Origin of the sequence: Flavobacterium psychraquaticum, assembly GCF_034497725.1 — a bacterium.
Classification (GTDB): domain Bacteria; phylum Bacteroidota; class Bacteroidia; order Flavobacteriales; family Flavobacteriaceae; genus Flavobacterium; species Flavobacterium psychraquaticum.
Genome location: NZ_JAXKVR010000025.1, coordinates 41,960 through 64,783 on the forward strand (window position 1 = coordinate 41,960; position 22,824 = coordinate 64,783).

Below are 22,824 nucleotides of genomic sequence, written 5' to 3' on the forward strand. Positions count from 1 at the left end.
ACGGATAACTAATAAGATTTGAAAAATCTTATTAGTTATCCCCCCTTTTTCAAAGAAAAAGGCGAACAAACTTTCGAAGAAAGTGTAGTGAGTACTACACTTTGTAATTGAAAAATAAATTTGTTTTCATAACCTTTTAGTTATTTTATTAATTAAAAAATCATTTAAATCTTTGTGTTCTTTGTATTTGGTTCTGCAATCAGTCACACCGCTGAAGCGGTTTTTTATAAGCTCTGTTGCTTTGTCTCCTTGTAGGTCATTATCAAGGTACAAGTTGATAGTTTCGTAGTTGTCGAGTATGTTTATATTCTTTTCCAATAGAGTAATTGAGTTCAAAATAATGTAATCAGTAGTTTCATTTTCAATTTCAATTCCACTAAGAAAATCAAAAAAACCTTCGTAAATATTTACACTTTTAGAACCGTTTTTGATGGTAGTAATATCTTTTGTGCCAAGACATATTTTTGTGTATTTCGACCTAAGTTCTAAACCCTTGCTATCATTAATAAAACCTAAAGCAAAAAATTGTTTATTATTTATGGTATAGTGAACTTCTTGAAGTTCACATACTTTTCTGTACTTTGATATCCCTCTGTTTTTTAGATATTGAACTAATGCTAAATGTTGTACAGGAATTGTTTTATTAATATAATTTTCAGATTTCGGTATTGCTTTTTGAGTTTCAGAAGATTGCTGATGAAAAGAAAAGAACACATCAAAATCTTTTAAATAAGTCAAAGCTTCACTAATACTGCAACCTGATTTTTTTATTACAAAGTCAAGTGTGTTTCCTCCAAAACCGCTTGAATGACAATACCATCTATTGATTCTCTGATTAATTTTGAATGACGGTGTTTTCTCGGTTGTGAATGGCGATAAAAACCAAATGTCCACTCCAGTTGTTTTTTGTGGAAAGATTCCCATTCTGTATAAAACTTGTTCAATCGGAATCATTTTTGCTTTCTCTATATTCATATCATTTTTTTTCAATAGCAATAATTTATTTTGTTTTTTCCTTTTCCTTCTTACCAAGTTACCAAAGCCAGTAATATCAATACAGGTAAGAAGATTTTTCTTCTTTTTTCTTGTTACCTAACTTACCTGAAAAAAATATAATAAATTGATATTCAATGTTTTAATGTTTTAGGTAAGTTAGGTAACTTTAGGTAAGAAAGATTATTTTTAAGTTACCTAAGAAATTATATTGTATATCTACTAAAAATTAATTTCAGGTAAGTAGGTAAGAAGTATTTAAGTTTTTGTATCAAATCAACCTTAAAATAATGGTTGTACAACAACCATATAGCCATATACTTGCCTTTCCTTGTCCTTAATTCTTTCAAAGCCTAAACTGGTCATAGCTTTTCCAATACTAACATGATTTAATCTTTGATACTTTACTGATAAATAGTGTAAAATATCGCTTGATGTCATGAACTGCTTTTCTTTACCTTCCTGTGGAATTTTAAAATATTTGCTGATTATTTCATGTTCAACAGATAGCGTGGTATATTTAGAATTTCGCTTTTCATTTTCCTGTACATCTTTGAAAGATAATTCACTATCAAAATCTGATTTAGATAATGCGAAAGCTTGCGCCCAAACTTTATCAATGTCAATTTCTTTTTTGTAATTAAAATCAATTGGAGCTGTAAGCTCGAAACAAAGCCATCTAACACTTCCTGTTTCGTCATTTAAAAATGTAGCCATGTTAGTGCTCCCAATGAATGAACAAACTCGTTTTAATACGCTGTTTTTACGGTCGTAGGGCAATCTTTCATTGATTACGGTTTTAGAGAAATAAGATTTTAGTTGATTTATTTCTTTTTTTGAAAGTACTGCGAGTTCGTCCAGGTTAACTAAAAAATTCTTTGCAAGTAGTATTCTGGCATCTTTATCATTAGAAATATCTTCAGCGATATAATTTGCTAAAACTGGAGGACACATAAATCTACAGAAAGTACTTTTACCGCTACTTTGCCCTTTATGAACCAAAACAAAGGCTTGTTTATTGAAGTAATCATCTTCAAAGACACATTTTACACAACGAACACACCATTTAATAAAATGATACTCAAATTGCTTTTTATCGTAAGTAGGGACATAGCTTGCTAATTTTTGTATGTGTAATTGTTCGTCCCATTTAGGCAAGTTTAAAAAGTAATCTTTTATAGGATTGAAATTATCTACATACTCACTTCTTAGTATTGCTAAAAGGTTATTGACCGAAATTTTAATTCCTTTTTTTTGTAATTCAATATAGAGTGAATTTTCATTCAGGGATTTGTATTGTTTGCTTTTCTTTGACTTATATTCTAACTCTAATGCGATTTCGTTATATCTAAAATCATATCTTTCAGATAGATAATTTTCGGTTATATCAAATATATTTGAAACAAAATCCTTTGGTTTATCTTTTTTATTTTCCATTGTAAAATACTTGTATGGAAAACTTTGCATATATTTGCAATGTCTTCAATTATAAAATATTTAGGCGTAAACGACTTTTGGCGAGGTGTTTACGCCTTTTTTTATTTTTGAAAGTAAACTTTTACTATTCCAAAAACATAAAAGCTAATTGCTACTATTCCTAAGATTTTTCCAAAAATTGAAAGGATCGGAATAGATGGACTTTTTAAAAACCAAATCTCTATTCCTATTATAATTAGAAGTATTATGACTAATGAAATTAGTCTCTCTTTGCGATTTTCCATAATGATTCTATTTAAAATTTAAACTATTTTGAATTGTTTAATTTTTTTCCATACTCAAGAAGTTCCTTAGTAGAGTAGTAGAATCGACCATTATAATTATAATGCGGTAAGTTTTTTTCTTTTCTCCAAAGAATGATTGTCGGAAGTGAAACGTTTAAAAATTCTGAAGCTTCTTTTTGAGTAATCAAGTCTTCTTTTTTTGTTTCATTGCTTGAATTTCCAATTTGGAAATTCTTTACTTTATTTAGAACAATTTCTACAACTTGTTCTAAATCTTGTTTGCTGTGTGAATACAATTGTAATGACATAACTTTTCCTATTTTGAATTAGTATTAATGATTTTTAACACTGTAAAATTCAAAATAAGAAAAGAGGAAAATTTTAAAATCTTTAAAAATTGAAATTAAAATATTGTATTTCAAATACTTAACTATTAAAATTTAGTTTTTGGAAAAATCTAAATTTTAATAGTTCTCTATTGTTTTTAATTCTCCGAGTTCAGGAAGTGATTTGTGAATTCTCCGAGCAATTTCTTTTTCAGTACATTTTATATTGCCCTTTTTTATACAATCAATTAAAATGCTTTTTATGAATTTTAGATGTTCGTTAAAAAAGGATTTGTTTTTAATTTCTTTATATCCCAAGTTTTTACCTTTTGAGTTTTTGAAATTTTGACTAATGAAGCTTTTGATATCTTCAATGTTTTCATTACTCAATTTGATTGATTTTTTGGCAAACATTTCAATTATCCTTTCGATAAGTTTTCCAGTTGTAAAATTTCCGTATAAGACAATTTTATTTAATTGAGTTTCACTATGCCATTTCATTAAATCTTTCATGATATTTTCAGTAGATTTTGAATTGTCATCTAATTCAAGAATATCATCTTCTAACAAACTAAACATATCTGAAGGCTTGTTCTTCTTCCATTTACCAAATACTGTTAAGTCTGTAAAATCTTTTTTGCCTAAACGTTCTAAAGTATCATTTAAAGAGGTCTCAATTTTGACATATAACTCACTTAAATCAGTAGATTTATAGTTACTTCTTCTTATATCTTCAATTATAATTTGAGTCCATTCATCTTGTTTAAAAAAGAATGGTGAAATTCCAAGTAAATCTAAATTATTTACAAATAATACTTTATCACTATTTATATAAGAATCAATCGATTCTATTTCATAGCATTTTCTTATTTTGCTAATAATATTTATTTCTTCAGCATGTAATATTCCAATATAATTTATAAGCTCCAATCCAACATTCATATCCAATTTTAACGACCTAACGTATTTAGACATTTCTTTATTCTCAATATAAAAATGGAATAATCTATCTATTAAATTATACTTTCTACTTTCAAGAATTACCCTATCAATTTTTTCAAATAATTGCGGAAATTCAATTCTCAATTCTTGTTCTGAAATCTTATTTGTCATGGTTATTCCATTTATCCATTTGCATATCAGTATACTCTTCTGTGATTTTCATATACTTATTTAATACTTCATCTTTTTTAATGTTCGCAATTTGTTTAATTGCTTTTGGTTCCATGCCGAGTAAAAGAGAATTTGTAATAAATGTTTTTCTTGCTGTATGGCTTGTTATTAATTGATATTTAGGAAATGTATTTTGCAACTTTTTTGTTCCTACATATGATGTTATTGTAACTGGTTGATTGATTTCAACTATTTCGCAACACTCTTTAATATAATCATTGAATTTTTGTATTGAAATATTTGGAAGAGGCTCATAAATAGTGCCTTTGTATTTATCTAATATCTCTTTTGAAAAATTGTTTAATTTGATAATGTGGTTTTGAGTTTGAGTTTTTTGAATTGAAAGACTTATATGGCTTTCAGTAATATTTGCACTTTTTAATTGAGATAAATCTGAAAATCTTAAACCTGTAAAACAACCTAAACAATAAAAATCTTTAGCGTGATTAAGTCTTGAGTTTCCAAAATCATGATTGTGTAATCTTAAGAGTTCGTCAAATGTTAAATATATGATATCTACATCATGACTTTTACTTTTGAATTTTTCATATTCTCTGTTTTTGTTATATCCTTTTTCAGTGCTCCAATTCAAAAAAGATTTTAGGATAGCAACAATTTTTGAGAAATAATTGTTCTTAATTTTTTTAGTAAAAAATGAATATTTCATCAATTCTTCAAAGAAATGATCGTCAATATTATTGAATGAAATTTTGAATCCTGTTTCGTTCTGAAAAGATTCTAAATACCCTTTAGCGGTTGTTTGTGCCTTTATTGTGTTATATGCTTTTGATAATGTTCCGAGAGTTAAATATTCTTCAAAGCATTCAAAAAAATCAATTTCCGAAATAGTTCTTTTCCCTTCAGATTCATAATGTTCTAAAAAGGTCTCTTTTGAAAATGGGATTTTGTTTGCCCTGAAGAAGAAAAAAATATCACTAATTTTAGATTCAATTTTTTGTAATTCATCATTGATGAATTGGTAATTATTGTCCTCTTCTTTTTTTAAATTTGGCTTAACTCTTGAGCCAGTCCAATATATTTCTTTAGTGCTAACTCCAACATTTTTTCTAATTCTAATGCCTTCAGCTCTAACAATAAATTGAATTGGTATTAAACCATTTGAAGTTATTTTTTCTTTTCTTAATTCAAAATTTACTTTCATTTCGGTTAAAAGCAGTTAAATTGTTGTAAAGGGTGGTTAAAAAGGTGGTTTATTTTGATTTCATAATCAAAAAAAATGTTTAAATTCGCAACCTTATTAATCTCTGTATTGTCAAATATAGTGATTAAAAAGGATTTAAAACAATTAAAATTGACGAAGTTTGGTGCATACTCCCGCCTTGAGTACTGAAAGCTCCGAACACTGTTCGGAGCTTTTTTTGTTTTAATATGTTTTCATTTAAACTTTACAGATTTTTTTTGCTTTTGTGGCTATTTTTGATCTGTTTTGTTAATATAGATTTCTAGTTTAAATTTTTTACTATCTTTAAAAAATCCTTTCGTTTTGAAAGGAGAATAAACTCCAATTGAATTAATATGGGAACATTTGTGATAGCGCAAAGACTTAGTGGCGCTTATAAATATGAATTTGTTTCCCGAAAAGGAAAAACAATATTTACTAGTAACGATTTTGAATTGCGTTTCGAATGCGAGGAAGAAATCGAAGTGCTTAAAAATTCTTTAGATAATTGTGTTTTTATGCGTTTCAAATCTTCTGGGGGTAAGTTTTTCTTTCGATTAATATTGAACGAAAGAGAAATCGCAGTAAGTAGAAGATATACAACCCAATTATTACTTCAAAAAGGAATCGATGAAATTATAAAATATGCAGACCAATCAGAATTTTTAGATTTTTCATCAGCAGAAGATATTTTTGGAACTTCGTAAGTATAAAAAAAGCCCTGCAATGCAGGACTTACTACAATAAGAAATAGTCTTATGATTATTTTACTTCTTCTTTAACAGCGTCAACAGCTCCTTCTACTTTAGCAGCAGTAGTATCCATTTCAGCAGCAGCATCGTCGATTACTCCAGAAGTAGCAGCCTCAGCTTCATTAGTAACTGAATCCATAGTTGTGTCAGTGTTTTGGGTGTTTTCTTTACAAGAAAGAAACATAACAGCAACAACTGCTAAACTTAATATTATTTTTTTCATTTTTTGAGGTTCAAATTTTTGAATAGGCTTTCACTATTCTACGAAAAAAAAGCCCCACAATGTGGAGCTTCATTTTTTCTGTCAGCAATAAATTACTTTGCAGGTGCAGCTTCAGTAGCAGGAGCTACTTCAGTAGTAGTAGTAGGAACTTCAACTTCTACAGTAGTAGAGTCAACAGTAACTTCTTCAGTAACTGGAACTTCAACTTCAACAGTTGTAGAATCTACAGCTGGAGTTTCAGTAGCATTTTCTTTACAAGAAACAAACATAGCAGCAACAATCGCTAAACTTAAAACAACTTTTTTCATCTTAATTATTATAAAAGGTTAATTATTAATTCGGAGCAAAGATATAAATTTTTTGACATCACAAAATATTTTTTTACTTTTTTTTTAATTTATTTTCTTTAGCATCCAAAATGCTATATTTCAAACCCCGTGCCAAACTTTAAATTACTTGATAAATTTCTAATTATTTGGCTTTTTGAGACTTAGGGTAAGTGATTGTCATCTCATCAATAAGATTTTTTGCGCCAGCAAATTTGTCTATTATGAACAAGATATAACGTGAATCTACCATAATATTTCTACAGATTTCAGGACTATAATAAATATCACTCATAGTACCTTCCCAAACTCTGTCAAAGTTCAATCCGATAAGATTTCCGTTAGCATCTAAAGCTGGACTTCCTGAATTTCCTCCAGTCGTATGATTCGTTGCAATAAAACACAAAGGCATTTTGCCGTTTTTGTCTGCATAATTGCCATAATCCTTTTTGTTGAACAAATCGATTAACTTAGCTGGAACGTCAAATTCATAATCTCCTGGAATATATTTCTCAATTACTCCATCCAAATAGCTTACTGGTTCGTAAATTACAGCATCGCTTGGTTTATATCCTTTTACTTTCCCATAAGTTACACGTAATGTACTGTTTGCATCTGGGAAGATTCTGTCATCTGGGAAGAATTCTATAATTCCTTTCATATAAGTTCTCTGTAAAGCAATATTTTTCATATTGATTTCATCAAATTTTGGGGCTACATTCTTTAGATAAACATCAGCGATTGATTTTACCAACTGAAAAGCTTTATCTTGGTTTAATTTGGCTAAAACTGTTTTTGTATCACCAGTTAGTATTTCTTTTAGACCAGTATAGCTTGTCAATTTAGAATTGCTGAAAATACTAGTTGTCAAAGCCGAAGCATTAAGGTTGTTTAAGCTTTCAGGTAAAAATTGTTTTGGTGATTTTTTCGCATATAAGTCAATCAATTGTTCAAAAACTTTCTCGTCAACTTCTGCACTATAGTCTTTATAGATGGCTTCGAATCCATTTATTAGGTTGTTTTTTCTATCTGTAAATGCTTGTTCTCCCTTCGAGTTATAGACTTGTTCTAACTGATATAAACGGTGTCCAAAAGTCAAAATTTCAGCATTTCTTAAAACTACTTCAGAAAAGTAATCTTTTGCAATTGCATATTCTCGAATATCGGTATAGTTTTTTTCAAAGTCAGCTAAAATAGTTCCATATTCTGCTTGTTTTCCTGCTTTGTTTACGCGCTCTTGGAATTTCTTTTCAAATTCTTTTTTAGCAGCAACTGCATTTGATTTTTTTAAGCCTTTGGTTTCGCCAATCCATTTTTTCCAATAATTGGCAACGCCAGCATATTTAGAAGCATATTGAATTTTGATTGCATTGTTTTTTCGCATAAAACCATCTTGGACTTTCAAAGCAGCATCACGAATTTCAATTTTTGCAGGATTTAAGTCGTTTACAATTTGTTCCACTGCGAAAGATGGCAAATATTCCTGAGTTCTTCCCGGGTATCCCATCACCATTGTGAAGTCATTTTCCTGAATTCCTTTGGCAGAAACTGGGAAAAAGTGTTTTGGTGTGTAAGGAACGTTATCTTTGGAATATTCAGCAGGACGATTGTTTTTATCCGCATAAATTCTAAATAATGAGAAATCTCCTGTATGACGAGGCCAAACCCAGTTATCCGTATCCGATCCAAATTTACCAATAGAACTTGGTGGTGCGCCCACTAAACGAACGTCTTTGAATGTTTCAGTAACAAATAATAGGTATTGATTTCCATCATAAAAAGCACGAATCATCGCTTCTTGCCAAGCTTCTTTTGCAAAACTTTTGTTTACGGCTGCAATATTTTGTTGGATTTTCTTTTGCTTGTCACTTTCCGACGAAAGATTTAAAACACCTTCAAAAATCTTAGCAGTTACATCTTCAATTTTAATGATGAAAGTTACGGTTAAATCTTTGTTAGGTAGTTCCTGACTCATATTATAAGCCCAGAATCCGTTTGTTAAATAATCATTTTCAACCGTTGAATGACTTTGAATGTTGTCATAACCACAGTGGTGATTGGTCAATAAAAGTCCTTTTGGCGAAATCATTTCTGCTGTGCAACCCCCATCAAAATGAGGAACAGCGTCTTTTAAGCTGGAATTATTTACCGAATAAATGTCATCGGCACTAATTTTCATTCCTAAAGCTTTCATTTCTTTTTCGTTGGCTCCTTTTAATAAAGAAGGAATCCACATACCTCCTTGTTGCGCTTGCGCTTGGAAGACAACTAAAATAAGTAGTAATTTTAAAAATCTCATAGTAATAAATTTATTTAGCAATTTTGTATTTCATTAATTTTCGATTGTGAAATACAAAATCTTGTGCAATATACAATTTTTGGGCGTTTTCGTTATGGTTTTCGACTTCTAAATAGAGTAATTTTAACGATAATTTAGGACTTTCTTGCTGTACGAACTGAATCGTTTCTTTTCCAATTCCTATTCCTCTTGCCGATTCTTTAATGAATAATTCGTCAACAAAAGCGATTTTTCCACCATATTCAAAACTAAAAATATAAGTCAGAATTACATAGCCCGCAATTTTATTATCCGCATAAATTAACCACGCTTTACCAAAATTTTCATTAGAAATGAATTCTTGAAACATTTTTTTTGTAGCTTGGGCTTCTATCGGATAATTATCAATTGCATAAAAATCTTCCATCATCACAGTTATTATGTCAATGTCCGAAATTTCAAGAGTTTTAAAAGTAATCATTTAGTTAAAAATATGATTCATAATAGTTTGCGTTGCGCCTTTATTCATTTGCACGAAAGTGCTACAAATATGTCCTTTTTCTAAACGTTCGTCTTCGTTTTGAAGCAATAAATCAAAAGCTTCATTCAATTCGGTTTGATTTTGGATGGAAATACAGCCTTCCATATTTACCAAAGCGGTAGCTTCTGCAAAGTGCGAATAATTTGGTCCAATTACAACCGGAAGTCCAAAAGTTGCCGGTTCTAAAATGTTGTGAACACCCGGATTTCCAAAACCACCGCCCACATAAGCAATATCGGCATAGGAATATATTTTGGTTAAAATTCCGATGGTGTCGATGATAAAAACTTGAAATTTCTCTAATTTGTCATTCTGAACTTGTTTCAGAATCTCGTCTTTTTCCGAAAATAAAATTGTTTTTTTATGAATTGATTTTTTTAATTCCTGAATTTGCTCTGGTTTGATGTTATGCGGTGCAATAATAAACTTCACATTGTCCGAAGCTTTATTGATGTATTCAACCAATAAACTTTCATCCTTTGGCCACGAACTTCCAATAACGATTGTTGTTTTGTTGTCTTTAAAAGTTGCAATAAAATCAAGTGAATTATCGCGTTCTAAAATTGAAACAACGCGGTCAAATCGAGTATCGCCTGAAACTTTCACATTGTTGAAACCGATACTTTGTAATAATTTTTTTGAATTTTCATTCTGAACAAAGAAGTAATCAAATGTTTTCAATGCTGTTCTATAAAATCCACCATACCATTTAAAAAAGGCTTGATTTTCTCGTAAAATTCCTGAAATTAAATAGGTTTTAATCTCTTGTTTTTTTAATTCATTCAGATAATTCGGCCAATATTCATATTTAATAAAAAACACCATTTCGGGATGAACCAATTGAATAAACTGTTTCGCATTCGAAGTGGTGTCTAAAGGCAAATAAACCGTAAAATCAGCAACTGAATTGTTTTTTCGCACTTCATATCCCGAAGGAGAAAAGAACGTAACGATAATTTTATGCGATGGGAATTTTTGCTTGATGACTTCAATTACGGGCAATCCTTGTTCATATTCGCCTAAAGAAGCCGCGTGAAACCAAATTGTTTTATCGTTTGGGTTGATTTTATTTGCTAAAGTTGAAAAAACAGCTTTTCGTCCGTCTACAAAAAGTTTCATTTTCGGACTAAAAAATGCTACTAACTTCAAAAGTTGAGCCGCTAGAATTACTAGTAAATTGTATAGAAATAACATATTGGTAAATATCTATTGCGAAAATACAGTTTCTTTATTAAAATTCATTGGCAACTAATCAATTATTGACTATTTTTGTTCTTGTTAAAAGTAAAAATTAAGGTCGAACGACTTTAAACTTTTAAACTTTAAACTTTTAAACTTATTTTAAATGAGAAAATTACAAATGGTTGACCTTAAAAGTCAATACGAAAAAATAAAAGTAGAAGTGAATGCTTCTATTCAGGAAGTTTTAGAAAACAATACGTATATAAATGGACCTTTGGTTCACCAATTTCAGGCTGATTTAGAAAAATATTTGGGTGTAAAACACGTAATTCCTTGTGCAAACGGAACCGATGCGTTGCAAATTGCAATGATGGGATTAGATTTGAAACCAGGTGATGAAGTAATTACTGCCGATTTTACATTCGCGGCTACGGTTGAAGTGATTGCTTTGTTGCAATTGACTCCAGTTTTAGTAGATGTGGATTTGATCAATATGAACATTTCGCTAGACGGAATTCGTAAAGCAATTACACCAAAAACAAAAGCGATTGTTCCGGTTCATTTATTTGGTCGTTCAGCTAATATGGATGCGATCATGGAAATTGCAAGAGAACATAATTTATATGTAATTGAAGATAACGCACAAGCAATTGGTGCGGATTATACTTCAAAAGACGGTTCAAAATCTAAAGTTGGAACCATTGGACACGTTGGAGCAACTTCGTTTTTTCCATCTAAAAACTTAGGTTGTTATGGCGATGGTGGAGCAATTTTTACTAATGATGATGCTTTAGCACATAAACTAAGAGGAATTGTAAACCACGGAATGTATGAAAGATATCATCACGATGTTGTTGGAGTAAATTCGCGTTTAGACAGTATGCAAGCTGGAGTTTTGAAAGCAAAATTACCGCATTTAAATACTTATAACAAAGCACGCCAAGATGCTGCAAGAAAATATAGTTTGGCTCTAGGTGTGAATACAAATATATGGCTGCCAACGATTTGCGATACTTGTGATTGCCACGTTTTTCATCAGTATGTAATTCGTATTTTGAATGGAAAACGCGATGCTTTATTAGCAAATTTACAAAGTAAGGATATTCCTTGCGCTATTTATTACCCAATTCCACTGCACAGTCAAAAAGCGTATGCTGATACGAGGTATAAAGAAGAAGATTTTCCTATCACGAATCAGTTGTGTAAGGAAGTAATCGCATTGCCAATGCATACCGAATTAGATGATGAACAAATTAAATTCATCACCGACGCCATTTTAGAATTCGTATAATAAATTTTGCATTCTCGTAGAGAGGCGATTTATAGCTTCAAATAATAATAAAAACAAACGCAATTTATTCCGAATCCAAAGGAATTCATTGCGTTTTTACAAATACAAAATATGAAAATTCTTGTTACAGGCGGTTTAGGATTTATCGGTTCGCATACCGTTGTGGAATTGCAAAATGAAGGATTTGATGTAATTGCAGTTGATAATTTATCGAATTCTTCTCTTGAAGTTGTAGATGGAATTGAACGCATTACCGGAAAAAAGCCAATTTTCGAAAAATTAGAATTGCGTGATAAAAAAGCTGTTCAAGATTTTTTTAAAAAACATCAAAATATTGCAGGAGTAATTCATTTTGCAGCCTCAAAGGCAGTTGGAGAGAGTGTTGAAAATCCGCTTTTGTATTATGAAAACAACATCAATACTTTGGTTTATTTGTTGCAAGAATTACAACAAAAAGAAAATTCTAATTTCATATTTAGTTCATCTTGTACGGTTTACGGTCAAGCCGAAAATATGCCAATAACTGAAAACGCAGCCGTTCAAATAGCAATGTCACCTTATGGAAACACCAAGCAAATTGGCGAAGAAATCATCACAGATGTGGCTAAAGTAACGAATATCAATGCGATTTTATTGCGTTATTTCAACCCAATCGGAGCACATCCATCTGCTGAAATTGGCGAATTACCTTTAGGAGTTCCTCAGAATTTAGTGCCATTTATCACACAAACTGCAATGGGAATTCGTGAAAAACTATCTGTTTATGGAAACGATTATCCTACGCAAGATGGAACAGCAATTCGTGATTATATTCACGTGGTAGATTTAGCAAAAGCACACGTTGTTGCATTAAAACGTTTATTAGATAAGAAAAATTTGCATAAAGTTGAGACTTTCAATTTAGGAACGGGAACGGGAAGTTCAGTTTTAGAAGTAATTACTGCTTTTGAAAAAGTTTCTGATACAAAATTGAATTATCAAATTGTAGGCAGAAGAGACGGTGATATTGTTGAAGCTTATGCCAATACTGATAAAGCGAATGAAGTTTTAGGCTGGAAAGCACAATCCTCCCTAGAACAAAGTTTAGCCAGTGCTTGGAAATGGGAACAAAAAATAAGAAATAAATAAAAAAATCCTCATTTGAGGATTTTTTTATTCTTCTACAGATTCTTTTAGTTTTTTGGCACCTTCTTCTACTTTTTCAGCACCTTTTCCTATGAGCACTTTTGTCTTTTCACCTATTTTTGAAGAGTCAATTGCATTTTTAGTTTTTATTCTTGCAGAGTCTGCGGCTTGTTTTAAATCGGCTCCAACCGCTTCAGAAGCTTCTTTTACTTTTTGTTTGGTTTCTTCTTGACAAGAAAGCATTGTGGTCGCTAATAAAATCCCTAAAAATATTTTTTTCATAGTTGCATTAAGTAAGTCATTAAAGTTATAAAATTAAAATCAATTCTACCAAACAATTTTTAATAGTAAATTAGGATCTGGACAGTTTGAGTTGTAAAAAGAAAGCATCTTTTCATTACAAACACCCGGATAATCTCCAGTTTTCCCCTCCATATCGATGATGATTTGAAAATGCAAATGCGGTGCATAATCACCATTTATAGGTGGTGCCCCAAGTTCCGCAATTAGTTCTCCTTTTTGTATAGTTTGTCCAACCTTTTTTTCAACTAAACTTCTCTCACTTAGATGACCCTATAAAGTATGAAATTTTACTTGCTCAATTGTATGTTCTAAAATTATTGTTGGGCCATAATCTCCTAAAGCTGTATTGTTTTGAAAACTATGTATTTTTCCATCTAAAGCTGCTAAAACAGTAGTACCAGCTTTGACCCATAAATCTAAACCTATGTGAATGTTGCGCTCATCGGCAATATCATTTTTAAAGACAGTGCTTCTTTTGTACAAATTTCTTGTTTCTTTATAACCTCCAAAAGCTACTTTTGCCTTATTATTTGACAAATGATTTTCTATAAAGTCTTCAAATATTGCCGCATCTGTTGAATTTAATGATAATAGATCAGTGTTAGTTGCTGATAAATCTAAAGTTACATAATCTTTATAATCAATTGAGTCATCAATGACTTTTACATTTTTTTGCTCTTGAAGTATTTTTTCTACATTGCTTTGCATATATTATACGACTAATTCGTTATATAATTTTTCAAATGTTTGATCTAAATCTGTACTAAATCCTGAATGTGGTCTGGAGGTTTGTACGCTGGAACTTTTAACCGCTGCAATCCATCTAAAGCGTTCGTCTTTTTCAAATTGTGCTATAGGACCGCCTTCTTTTTTTCCTTCGCATATGTTTACTAAAGCATCGAGATTAATTTGAAGCGATTCTAAATCAAACTCAGTACAAAAGGATTGTATTTTAGATGCGGGAATGGCATATCTTATTCGTAAATATTTTTGGCGTTTGCAGTAAATCATTAGTCCAATATTTATAAACTCTTCGCGTTCAACTCTAGGCACAACACGAATTACAGTATAATCATATAAGTGTTTTTCGTGCATCTTGCGCTTGTTTTAAAAATAATTCGGCACTCTTTAATCGTATTGATAAGAATTGAAAATAAACTTCTTTGATTTCCGTTGAAGAACTAGCTACTCCTTCCCAAAGCAACCAATCTTCCGGAATTTGATTTACAATTTCTCTTATTATAGTATCATTTAATTTGGAAGTAAATTCCTGATGAACTTCATCTAGTTTTGATGCTTTTGGTAATAAAACGTGGTCTTTAATTAATGTAAAAGGAGTTTTTGCGCTAGTTTCCCAATTCGTCCAAGAATGATGAAAATAGAAAGAAGCGCCGTGGTCAATTAACCAAAGTTCTTTTTTCCAAAGTAATAAATTAGTGTTTTTAAAAGTTCTGTCTACATTGGTAATAAAAGCATCTAACCAAACAATTTTTGAAGCTAAAGTTGCCTCACAATCGTTTGCTGCTGCATCATAAGTTAAGGCGCCAGATAAAAAATGTAATCCTAAGTTTAAACCTTGACTAAATTTTAGTAAATCTTGAATTTCCTCGTCGCCTTCTGTTCTTCCAAATGCTTCATCTAAGTTGGCAAATACTAGTTCTGGGACAGGCAATTCTAAAAATTTAGCAATTTGTCCTCCTAAAAATTCTGCAATTAGTGCTTTTACGCCGTGACCCGCACCTCGAAATTTTAAAACGTATTTAAAATCGTCGTCAGCTTCTACTAACGCAGGTAGTGAACCACCTTCTCGCAGTGGCGTTATGTATCGTGAAACGTTTACCGTCCGTAAATTTAAATTCATAAGTAAAGCATTCTTTTTACAAATATAACCAAAAAAAACTCCAATATTTCTATTGGAGTTAGAAGAAATATGTTTTTAAGCAGAAAAAGTCTCTACTTCTTTGTTGATTTTTCCAACTAATCCAACTAACACTTTTCCAGGTCCTACTTCAGTAAAACTAGTTGCACCATCAGCAATCATTTGATTTACAGATTGTGTCCATTTAACAGGAGCTGTCAATTGAATGATTAAGTTTTTCTTAATTTCGCTTGGGTCAGAAACAGCAGTAGCTGTAACATTTTGATACACTGGACAAGTTGGTGTAGAAAAAGTAGTTGCTTCAATAGCTGCTGCTAATTCTTCTCTAGCTGGTTCCATCATTGGCGAGTGAAATGCACCACCAACAGGTAAAATCAAAGCACGTTTTGCACCCGCTTCTTTCATTTTTTCACAAGCTACTTCCACTGCTTTGTATTCGCCCGAAATTACTAATTGACCCGGACAGTTATAATTCGCAGCCACGACAACACCATCGATTGAAGCACAAATGTCTTCTACAATTTTATCGTCTAAGTTCAAAACTGCCGCCATTGTTGACGGAGTAATTTCGCACGCTTTTTGCATCGCTAAAGCTCTTTTTGAAACCAATTTCAAGCCGTCTTCAAACGATAAAGTACCATTCGCTACTAATGCCGAAAATTCACCTAGTGAATGTCCTGCTACCATTTCCGGATTAAAATCGGCTAATGTTTTCGCTAAAATTACCGAATGTAAAAATACCGCTGGTTGCGTTACTTTTGTTTCTTTTAATTCCTCAGCAGTTCCTTCAAACATAATATCTGTAATGCTGAAACCTAATATTTCGTTAGCTTTTTCAAATAATTCTTGTGCTAAAGGAGAATTTTCATATAAGTCTTTACCCATTCCTGTAAACTGAGCGCCTTGACCTGGAAATACGTATGCTTTCATAAAGTTTGTTTCAATTTTCAATTTTCAAGATTTTCTTGAAGAGCAAAAATAAACTTTTTAAAACTATAATAACCTTACAAATTATAAAATCTGTAAGGTTACTAAATTTTGGATTAGCAATTAAGATTTAACTAATTGTAGATCAATAGTAAGTTTTACTTCTTCGCCTACTAAAACTCCACCCGTTTCAAGTGCGGAGTTCCAATTTAATCCCCAATCTTTTCTATTTATTTTACCTTCAATGTTCAATCCTACTTTAGTATTTCCCCAAGGATCTTGCATTAATCCACTAAATTCAACCGGAAGTTTTACTTCTTTTGTAGCGTTTTTGATGCTTAAATCACCAATTAGCTCATAATTATTCTCATCAATTTTTGAGAATGACTTACCGGCGAAGGTTAATTTTGGATAGTTTTCGGCATCAAAAAAATCAACACTTTTTAAGTGATTATCTCTATCTTTATTTCGAGTGTCAATTGAATCAATTAATGCAGAAAAAGAGATTACAGCGGTTGTAAAATCATTTTCTTGAGTTTCTATAGTTCCATCATATTGATCGAATTTTCCTGAAACATTAGTAAACATCATGTGTTTTACTTTAAAACCAATTTCTGAGTGTGTGGGATCAATTGCCCATTTTGTAGTTGCCATAATTTTTATTTTTAAATTAATTTCATAACATTACAAATTTACAATCAGCCAGTTACCAAATCGCTTAATCTAGATTAAGAAATAAAATTAAAGTTCAATAGATTCTATAATTTCCGTCAATTGATTTTTAAATTCTAAATTGGTAATTCCTTTTTCGGCATCAAAATTATTGTTGAAATTAGGCAATGAAAAACTTCCTTTTACAATTCCACCTTGAAAGGGAAATCTATTTTTAGCAATTTCTAAAACTGTGCTTCCACCTCTTGGTCCAGGCGAAGTTGCTAACAATAACATCTGTTTTCCCTGAAAAGTATTTCCATCAATTCTTGAAATCCAGTCAAAAATGTTTTTAAAAGCTGTAGAATAAGCGCCGTTATGTTCTGCAAAAGAAATAAGAATTAAATCAGCATTTCCTAATTTAGCAAAAAAGGCTTTGGCTAATTCTGGAATTCCTTGGTTTTTTTCTTTGTCCACAGAATAAAGTGGCATTTCATAATCGTTTAAATCTAAAAGATCTACATTGGCATTTTGAAATTGATTTGCGACGTAGTTTGCTAATTGTTTGTTAATTGAATTTTTGCTGGAAGAAGCACCAAAAGCTATTATTTTTTTCATTTTATACTATATCTTTAAATTCTGGAGTTTTTTCAATCACGCTTTTTACAAAAGAGCAAACCGGAATAATTTTTAAATTGTTTTTTCTTGCATACTCAATGGCTTTAAATAATAATTTTTTACCAAAACCTTTACCTTCATTTCCAGTATTTACTTCGGTGTGATCAATAGTCATTTTATTGTCGTCAGTGAGAAAAAAAGTCATCATTGCTTCTTCATTTCCGTTGATTTCAATGTAGAAAACACCACTTTTATTACTAATTTTAAGTTGTACTTCTTCGTTCATAATTTATGTTTTTTATTGTTCCATTGGGATTTCCATTACCAAGAACCTAGCATTTGTTGTTGCTTTGATTTCTAATTCTGGTGTTTCCCATATTCCTAGCGCATCTCTTTTTTCTAACTTTTCGTCATTCACTTCAATTTCACCTTCTATATTCATAATATAAAATCCATTTCCTTCTTTTTGACGGTTTAATTTTTTAGAAAAATCCTTATCAAAATCACTCAGGTAAAACCAAGCGTCTTGATGAATCCAAACGCCTTCATCATCTTGATTCGGTGAAAGGATTTGGGCAAAATTATTTTTTTGCAAGCTTTTATCTAAAGTAATTTGCTGGTATCTTGGTGTAACATCGCGGTATTTTGGGAACAACCAAATCTGAAATAATTTAGTTTGTAAATCAGCATTTGGATTAAATTCGGAATGTTCTACTCCAGTTCCTGCACTCATTACTTGGATATCACCTGTTTTAATCACAGCAACATTTCCCATACTGTCTTTGTGTGCCAAATCGCCTTCTAACGGAATCGTGATAATTTCCATATTATCGTGCGGATGCGTTCCAAAACCCATTCCGCCCGCAATCGTATCGTCGTTTAAAACGCGTAATGTGCCAAACTGAACTCTTTCTGGATTATACCAACTCCCGAAACTAAAACTATGAAAAGCATTCAGCCAGCCGTGATTAGCATTTCCTCTTGTATTTGCTTTATGTATAACTATATTTTCCATTGTATCTAAATTTAGTAATTATTATGATGCAAATTTACAAGCAGGATTGTTGAAAGACACTTAATTTAGATTAACAAATTATTTTTTTAGCATTTTAGCTTTCATTTTACTGAAAAATTCGGGTGTAACTCCTATGTAAGATGCAATCTGTTTTTGAGGAATTCGTTGTAGTAAGGTTGGATATTTAAAGCAGAATTTCTCAAAACGTTCTTCAGCTGTCAAACTTAAATTTTCCATTAAACGTTCTTGATGAGCAACCAATGAGTTTTCGGCCAAGATTCTAAAAAAGCGTTCTAATTTGGGGATTTTCTGATATAATTCTTGATGATTTTCTTTGGATAGCATCACAATTTCAGCATCTTCCAAAACTTCAATAAAAAGATTTCCAGGTTTTTCGGATATGTAACTATACATATCGCCAATCCACCAACCTTCGCAAGCAAAATGCAAAACGTGTTCGATAATATTATCGTTAATGTTGAAACTTCTCAAAATTCCAGAATTTACAAAATAAGTTTCGTTGGAAAGTTCTCCAGCACTCAACAGTATGGTTTTGGCTTTGAATATTTTAGTTTCTGTTTTAGATAAAAACAAATTTTTTTCATCTGGAGTTAAAGAAACGTGTTTAGCGATATTTTGAATAATGAATTGCATACTTCCAAAAATACAAATTTTAATTATAATGAGTTTGTAAAAAACAAAAAACCTATGCTTTTATAACATCGGTTTTAAATTTAACTAATAATTTTGTCCTTTGAATTTGTTTTATAATCTAAATTGGTAAAAATTCTGAAATGAATTCAGAATGACAGAAAAAACTATTAATGGAATTGATCTTCTTCAATTTCGAATTCGGCATCTTTTTCCCAAATTTCCATTTCGCAAGGTTTGCAGTTGAATTTCAATTTGTATTCTAGTTCACCTTGTTTCAATACTAATGGTTCTTTTAGTTTTTCTCCCATCTTATCTTTTTGATGTATCGGACACTTTTCTAATTCGTATTTGATGCAATATTTTGTGGTCATTACACGAGATTTTCCAGGATCCCATTGCAATTCAAATGCTTTCTCAATTTCCGTAACACCGTGACGTTCGTAGAATTTACGAGCTGATTTGTTGGCAACATTGTACATAAAATCCAATTTCTCTTCTGGATAAGGATGTGATGTTTTTACCAATTGGTGTTCTCTGCGTTTATAGTTTTTCAATCGGATTTCAGACAATTGATCAAAAACTGTTCGTCTCATTTCATTGATTTTTGAAATTGGAAGGAACCAGTTTTCAGAGAAATCAACATTAATTTCGTCAGCAGTATAAGGAGTGAAACCTGTTTTTGCTAAGTTAGTTTTGAAGTTTTCTTCGATAGATTCATTGTTTTTAGTTCTTTCTTTTGGATGAACTAGTTTTGTTACGCTAACATTTCCGTCTTCATCTCTCGCAATTAATTCGAAACCTTCTTCGTTTTCTGCTAATAATAAAGTCGTACTTATTTTTCTAATGGCACTGTCTTCTCTTTCTACTAATTTAATAAAACCAGCATCGTTATTTCGGTAAATGAAGGTTCCGTCTTTAATTTCTTTTAGGACATTTGGATAAGCAAATCCGTTTTCGGCTCTGTTAACATAAATTCCTTCGGCTTCATTGTTTTCGTTGATGAAACACAATCCATCACCATTATTTAGTAATTCTCCGTTTTCGATTTCGTATGAATTTCCAACGGTTCTAATAAGTTTTCCAATATATTGTCCTTTCGATTTTGGACTTTCCCACGAACCGATAGCTTGTTCTCTTCCGTTTACGAAATAATCGGTATAACCGCGATTAAACGATTTGTCTAAAGAAGAATCAAAAGTAAAGGTGCATTTTCCTGAAGAGGCTTTGGTGTACTTATCGCTATTTTCTGCTAAAAAACTGTCTAATTTTTTACGCAAATAAGAAACGTTATTTTTCACATAAACGATATCTTTTAAACGGCCTTCAATTTTAAACGAAACAATTCCTGCTTCGACTAAATTTGGAATTTGGTTGGAAACATCGAAATCCTTAATCGAAAGTAAGTGACTGTTTTTGATTAAAGTATCGCCATTTCCGTCGATTAAGTTATAAGGTAAACGACAGTTTTGTGCACACGAACCTCTGTTTGCCGAACGTTCGCCATTGGCAACACTCATGTAGCAATTTCCACTGAAGGAAACGCACAAAGCTCCGGTAACGAAGAATTCCAATTCCACATCACTTGCTTCACTAATGGTTTTGATTTGGTGCAAGTTTAATTCGCGGGCAAGAACCACGCGTTTCATTCCGGCATCGGCTAAGAATTTAATTTTATCGGCATCACGGTTGTTTGCTTGCGTACTTGCGTGCAAAACAATTGGTGGTAATTCCATTTCCATAATTGCCATATCCTGAATAATCAAGGCGTCGACACCAATATCATATAGTTTCCAAATCATTTGACGGCACGATTCGAGTTCGTTATCGTATAAAATGGTGTTGATTACTACAAAAACTTGGGCATTGAATAAATGGGCGTATTTTACTAATTCGGCTACGTCTTCAATTGAGTTGGTAGCGTTTGAACGAGCTCCATATAAAGGCGCGCCAATATAGACAGCATCTGCACCACTATTGATAGCGGCAATTCCTTGTATTAAATCTTTTGCGGGTGCAAGTATTTCAATCTTCTTCTTCATTTTTAACTCTTTAATTCTTTGGGTTTTATCCGTAAATTAGCTGCAAAGTTCTTATAAAAAAAGGAGGTATTCTAATTGTTGGTGTGATTTTTTGGTTTTAAGTGGATTGTTGTCGGTTTTCTGTTGTGGATTTTCTGTTTTTTTAGCCACGGATTCACAGATTATAGGAATTATAAAGTATGGATATAATTATAATTTTGAGATAAATGGATGGTTGACTTCCCTTAAAGAATTATGAAAAAATGGATGACCGAGTGCTGGGTTAGGGACAGGAACGGCATCCTTTTGTTCTGCTTTTTTAGAACAAAAGATAGAGTGGATGGCCCGCCCGAAGGGAACCTCCAAAAAAAAAATACCTCAAGAAATAATCCTGAGGTATTTTATATAGTTCTAAAAATAAGTTAAGAAAGTGCTTCTTTGATTCTTCGCATTGCTTCGGTTAGTAAATCTTCGCTTGTGGCGTATGAAAAACGGATGCAATTTGGGTTTCCAAAAGCGTCACCAGTTACTGTTGCTACGTTTGCTTCTGCAAGTAAGAACATTGAAAAATCAGTTGCGTTTTTGATTTCGGTTCCTTTGATGGTTTTTCCAAAATAGAACGAAACGTCTGGGAACACATAAAATGCACCTTCGGGAACGTTTAATTTGAATCCTGGAATTTCGTTTACTAAGCCAACTACTAAATCTCTGCGGTTTTTGAAGGCGGCTACCATTTCGTTTAATACGCTTGGATCTGCTTCAACTGCTGTGATGGTTGCTCTTTGTGCAATTGAATTTGCTCCAGAAGTAACTTGTCCTTGTATTTTTGTGCACGCTTTTGCAATGAATTCTGGTGCTCCCACATAGCCAATTCTCCAGCCAGTCATCGCAAATGCTTTCGCTACACCGTTAACTGTGATGGTTCTTTCTAGCATTCCTGGAATGGATGCAATGCTGCAAAATGTTCCCGAGAAGTTGATGTGTTCGTATATTTCGTCTGAAACTACATAGACGTTTGGATATTTTTCTAAAACCTTAGCTAATGCTGTTAATTCTTCGCGATTGTAAACCGAACCACTTGGATTGCAAGGGGAACTGAACCACATCATTTTTGTTTTTGGTGTGATTGCTGCTTCTAATTGTGCGGGTGTAATTTTGAAATCGCTTTCTACAGAAGTAGGAACTTCAACTGGAACTCCACCTGAAAGTTTGATGATTTCGAAATAAGAAACCCAATAAGGAGCTGGAAGAATTACTTCGTCGCCTTCGTTTAACATTACTTGAGCAATGTTGTATAGCGATTGTTTTGCACCTGTAGAAACTACAATTTGAGACGGTTTGTACTCTAAATTATTGTCTCTTTTAAATTTTTTGCAAATGGCTTCTTTTAATTCTAAATACCCTTCTACAGGAGAATAAGTACTATAATTCTCATCAATTGCTTTTTTTGCAGCTTCTTTAATGAAATCAGGTGTGTTGAAATCTGGTTCGCCTAAACTTAAACTGATAATGTCTTTTCCTTGTGCTTTTAATTCTCGTGCTAAAGCAGCCATTGCAAGCGTCTGAGAAACTGATAAATTGTTAATTCTTTCCGATAAAGGGTTCATTGTGTGTTAGTTATTATAGTTAATACAAAAGACGCAATTTC

General features: G+C 31.8%; 25 protein-coding genes. 3 read left to right on the plus strand and 22 right to left on the minus strand.

Features of this window, described 5'->3' with window-relative positions; genetic code table 11:
- Positions 1-126: 126 nt before the first annotated feature.
- From T1L09_RS04255 to T1L09_RS04275, 5 genes are all read right to left on the minus strand, one after another.
- Positions 127-975 carry a toprim domain-containing protein gene (locus T1L09_RS04255; RefSeq protein ID WP_322549709.1) on the minus strand — a complete coding sequence of 283 codons (849 nt, stop codon included), beginning with the start codon at positions 973-975 and terminating at the stop codon, positions 127-129.
- Positions 976-1,275: 300 nt separating this feature from the next.
- On the minus strand, positions 1,276-2,430 hold the full coding sequence (locus T1L09_RS04260) for a VapE domain-containing protein (protein ID WP_322549710.1): 1,155 nt from the start codon (positions 2,428-2,430) through the stop codon (positions 1,276-1,278).
- Positions 2,431-2,737: 307 nt separating this feature from the next.
- Complete coding sequence (locus T1L09_RS04265) at positions 2,738-3,022, minus strand: helix-turn-helix domain-containing protein (protein ID WP_322549711.1); 285 nt, start codon at positions 3,020-3,022, stop codon at positions 2,738-2,740.
- A gap of 156 nt (positions 3,023-3,178) precedes the next feature.
- Positions 3,179-4,153 (minus strand): hypothetical protein, encoded by a 975-nt coding sequence (locus T1L09_RS04270; RefSeq protein WP_322549712.1) that lies wholly within the window; start codon positions 4,151-4,153, stop codon positions 3,179-3,181.
- Positions 4,143-5,375: a site-specific integrase gene (locus T1L09_RS04275; RefSeq protein WP_322549713.1), complete on the minus strand. Its 1,233-nt coding sequence runs from the start codon at positions 5,373-5,375 to the stop codon at positions 4,143-4,145. Before T1L09_RS04275 ends, T1L09_RS04270 begins: the two co-directional genes overlap by 11 nt.
- Positions 5,376-5,749: 374 nt before the next feature.
- Here T1L09_RS04275 and T1L09_RS04280 point away from each other — a divergent pair, with 374 nt between their 5' ends.
- Positions 5,750-6,100: a YegP family protein gene (locus T1L09_RS04280; RefSeq protein ID WP_322549714.1), complete on the plus strand. Its 351-nt coding sequence runs from the start codon at positions 5,750-5,752 to the stop codon at positions 6,098-6,100.
- 55 nt (positions 6,101-6,155) lie between these two features.
- Here T1L09_RS04280 and T1L09_RS04285 read toward each other — a convergent pair whose 3' ends face one another.
- The 5 genes from T1L09_RS04285 to T1L09_RS04305 all read right to left on the minus strand — a co-directional run bounded on the left by T1L09_RS04285 (position 6,156) and on the right by T1L09_RS04305 (position 10,707).
- Entirely contained in the window at positions 6,156-6,368 is a 213-nt protein-coding gene (locus tag T1L09_RS04285) for a hypothetical protein (RefSeq protein WP_322549715.1), read from the minus strand.
- Positions 6,369-6,460: 92 nt separating this feature from the next.
- The gene (locus T1L09_RS04290) at positions 6,461-6,676 is read right to left on the minus strand and encodes a hypothetical protein (protein WP_322549716.1); all 216 of its coding nucleotides are present in this window, start codon (positions 6,674-6,676) and stop codon (positions 6,461-6,463) included.
- A gap of 163 nt (positions 6,677-6,839) precedes the next feature.
- Positions 6,840-8,993, minus strand: a complete 2,154-nt coding sequence (locus tag T1L09_RS04295; protein ID WP_322549717.1) for a S46 family peptidase — start codon at positions 8,991-8,993, stop codon at positions 6,840-6,842.
- Positions 8,994-9,003: 10 nt separating this feature from the next.
- On the minus strand, positions 9,004-9,453 hold the full coding sequence (locus tag T1L09_RS04300) for a GNAT family N-acetyltransferase (protein ID WP_322549718.1): 450 nt from the start codon (positions 9,451-9,453) through the stop codon (positions 9,004-9,006).
- Entirely contained in the window at positions 9,454-10,707 is a 1,254-nt protein-coding gene (locus T1L09_RS04305; protein ID WP_322549719.1) for a 3-deoxy-D-manno-octulosonic acid transferase, read from the minus strand. It lies immediately after the preceding gene.
- A 151-nt stretch (positions 10,708-10,858) separates the two neighbouring features.
- Here T1L09_RS04305 and T1L09_RS04310 point away from each other — a divergent pair, with 151 nt between their 5' ends.
- Both T1L09_RS04310 and galE read left to right on the plus strand, forming a co-directional pair.
- A complete protein-coding gene (locus T1L09_RS04310) occupies positions 10,859-11,986 on the plus strand; it encodes a DegT/DnrJ/EryC1/StrS family aminotransferase (protein WP_322549720.1) in 1,128 nt (375 codons plus the stop codon).
- Between the two features lie 111 nt (positions 11,987-12,097).
- Entirely contained in the window at positions 12,098-13,114 is a 1,017-nt protein-coding gene (galE, locus tag T1L09_RS04315) for a UDP-glucose 4-epimerase GalE (protein ID WP_322549721.1), read from the plus strand.
- A gap of 24 nt (positions 13,115-13,138) precedes the next feature.
- Here galE and T1L09_RS04320 read toward each other — a convergent pair whose 3' ends face one another.
- From T1L09_RS04320 to T1L09_RS04375, 12 genes are all read right to left on the minus strand, one after another.
- Positions 13,139-13,393 carry a hypothetical protein gene (locus T1L09_RS04320; protein ID WP_322549722.1) on the minus strand — a complete coding sequence of 85 codons (255 nt, stop codon included), beginning with the start codon at positions 13,391-13,393 and terminating at the stop codon, positions 13,139-13,141.
- 291 nt (positions 13,394-13,684) lie between these two features.
- Positions 13,685-14,122, minus strand: coding sequence for a hypothetical protein (locus T1L09_RS04325; protein WP_322549723.1), 438 nt, complete (start codon positions 14,120-14,122; stop codon positions 13,685-13,687).
- A gap of 3 nt (positions 14,123-14,125) precedes the next feature.
- Positions 14,126-14,509 carry a DUF3037 domain-containing protein gene (locus T1L09_RS04330; RefSeq protein WP_322549724.1) on the minus strand — a complete coding sequence of 128 codons (384 nt, stop codon included), beginning with the start codon at positions 14,507-14,509 and terminating at the stop codon, positions 14,126-14,128.
- The gene (locus tag T1L09_RS04335; RefSeq protein ID WP_322549725.1) at positions 14,487-15,275 is read right to left on the minus strand and encodes a HipA family kinase; all 789 of its coding nucleotides are present in this window, start codon (positions 15,273-15,275) and stop codon (positions 14,487-14,489) included. Before T1L09_RS04335 ends, T1L09_RS04330 begins: the two co-directional genes overlap by 23 nt.
- A gap of 75 nt (positions 15,276-15,350) precedes the next feature.
- On the minus strand, positions 15,351-16,223 hold the full coding sequence (fabD, locus tag T1L09_RS04340; RefSeq protein WP_322549726.1) for an ACP S-malonyltransferase: 873 nt from the start codon (positions 16,221-16,223) through the stop codon (positions 15,351-15,353).
- Between the two features lie 120 nt (positions 16,224-16,343).
- Positions 16,344-16,874: a YceI family protein gene (locus tag T1L09_RS04345; RefSeq protein WP_322549727.1), complete on the minus strand. Its 531-nt coding sequence runs from the start codon at positions 16,872-16,874 to the stop codon at positions 16,344-16,346.
- Between the two features lie 87 nt (positions 16,875-16,961).
- Positions 16,962-17,489, minus strand: a complete 528-nt coding sequence (locus T1L09_RS04350) for an NADPH-dependent FMN reductase (RefSeq protein WP_322549728.1) — start codon at positions 17,487-17,489, stop codon at positions 16,962-16,964.
- A 1-nt stretch (position 17,490) separates the two neighbouring features.
- Positions 17,491-17,775 (minus strand): GNAT family N-acetyltransferase, encoded by a 285-nt coding sequence (locus T1L09_RS04355; RefSeq protein WP_322549729.1) that lies wholly within the window; start codon positions 17,773-17,775, stop codon positions 17,491-17,493.
- A 12-nt stretch (positions 17,776-17,787) separates the two neighbouring features.
- Positions 17,788-18,504 carry a pirin family protein gene (locus T1L09_RS04360; protein WP_322549730.1) on the minus strand — a complete coding sequence of 239 codons (717 nt, stop codon included), beginning with the start codon at positions 18,502-18,504 and terminating at the stop codon, positions 17,788-17,790.
- Between the two features lie 78 nt (positions 18,505-18,582).
- Positions 18,583-19,158: a Crp/Fnr family transcriptional regulator gene (locus T1L09_RS04365; RefSeq protein WP_322549731.1), complete on the minus strand. Its 576-nt coding sequence runs from the start codon at positions 19,156-19,158 to the stop codon at positions 18,583-18,585.
- A gap of 167 nt (positions 19,159-19,325) precedes the next feature.
- Complete coding sequence (locus T1L09_RS04370) at positions 19,326-21,197, minus strand: peptidase U32 family protein (RefSeq protein ID WP_322549732.1); 1,872 nt, start codon at positions 21,195-21,197, stop codon at positions 19,326-19,328.
- Positions 21,198-21,598: 401 nt separating this feature from the next.
- Positions 21,599-22,783: a pyridoxal phosphate-dependent aminotransferase gene (locus T1L09_RS04375; RefSeq protein ID WP_322549733.1), complete on the minus strand. Its 1,185-nt coding sequence runs from the start codon at positions 22,781-22,783 to the stop codon at positions 21,599-21,601.
- Positions 22,784-22,824 lie beyond the last annotated feature (41 nt).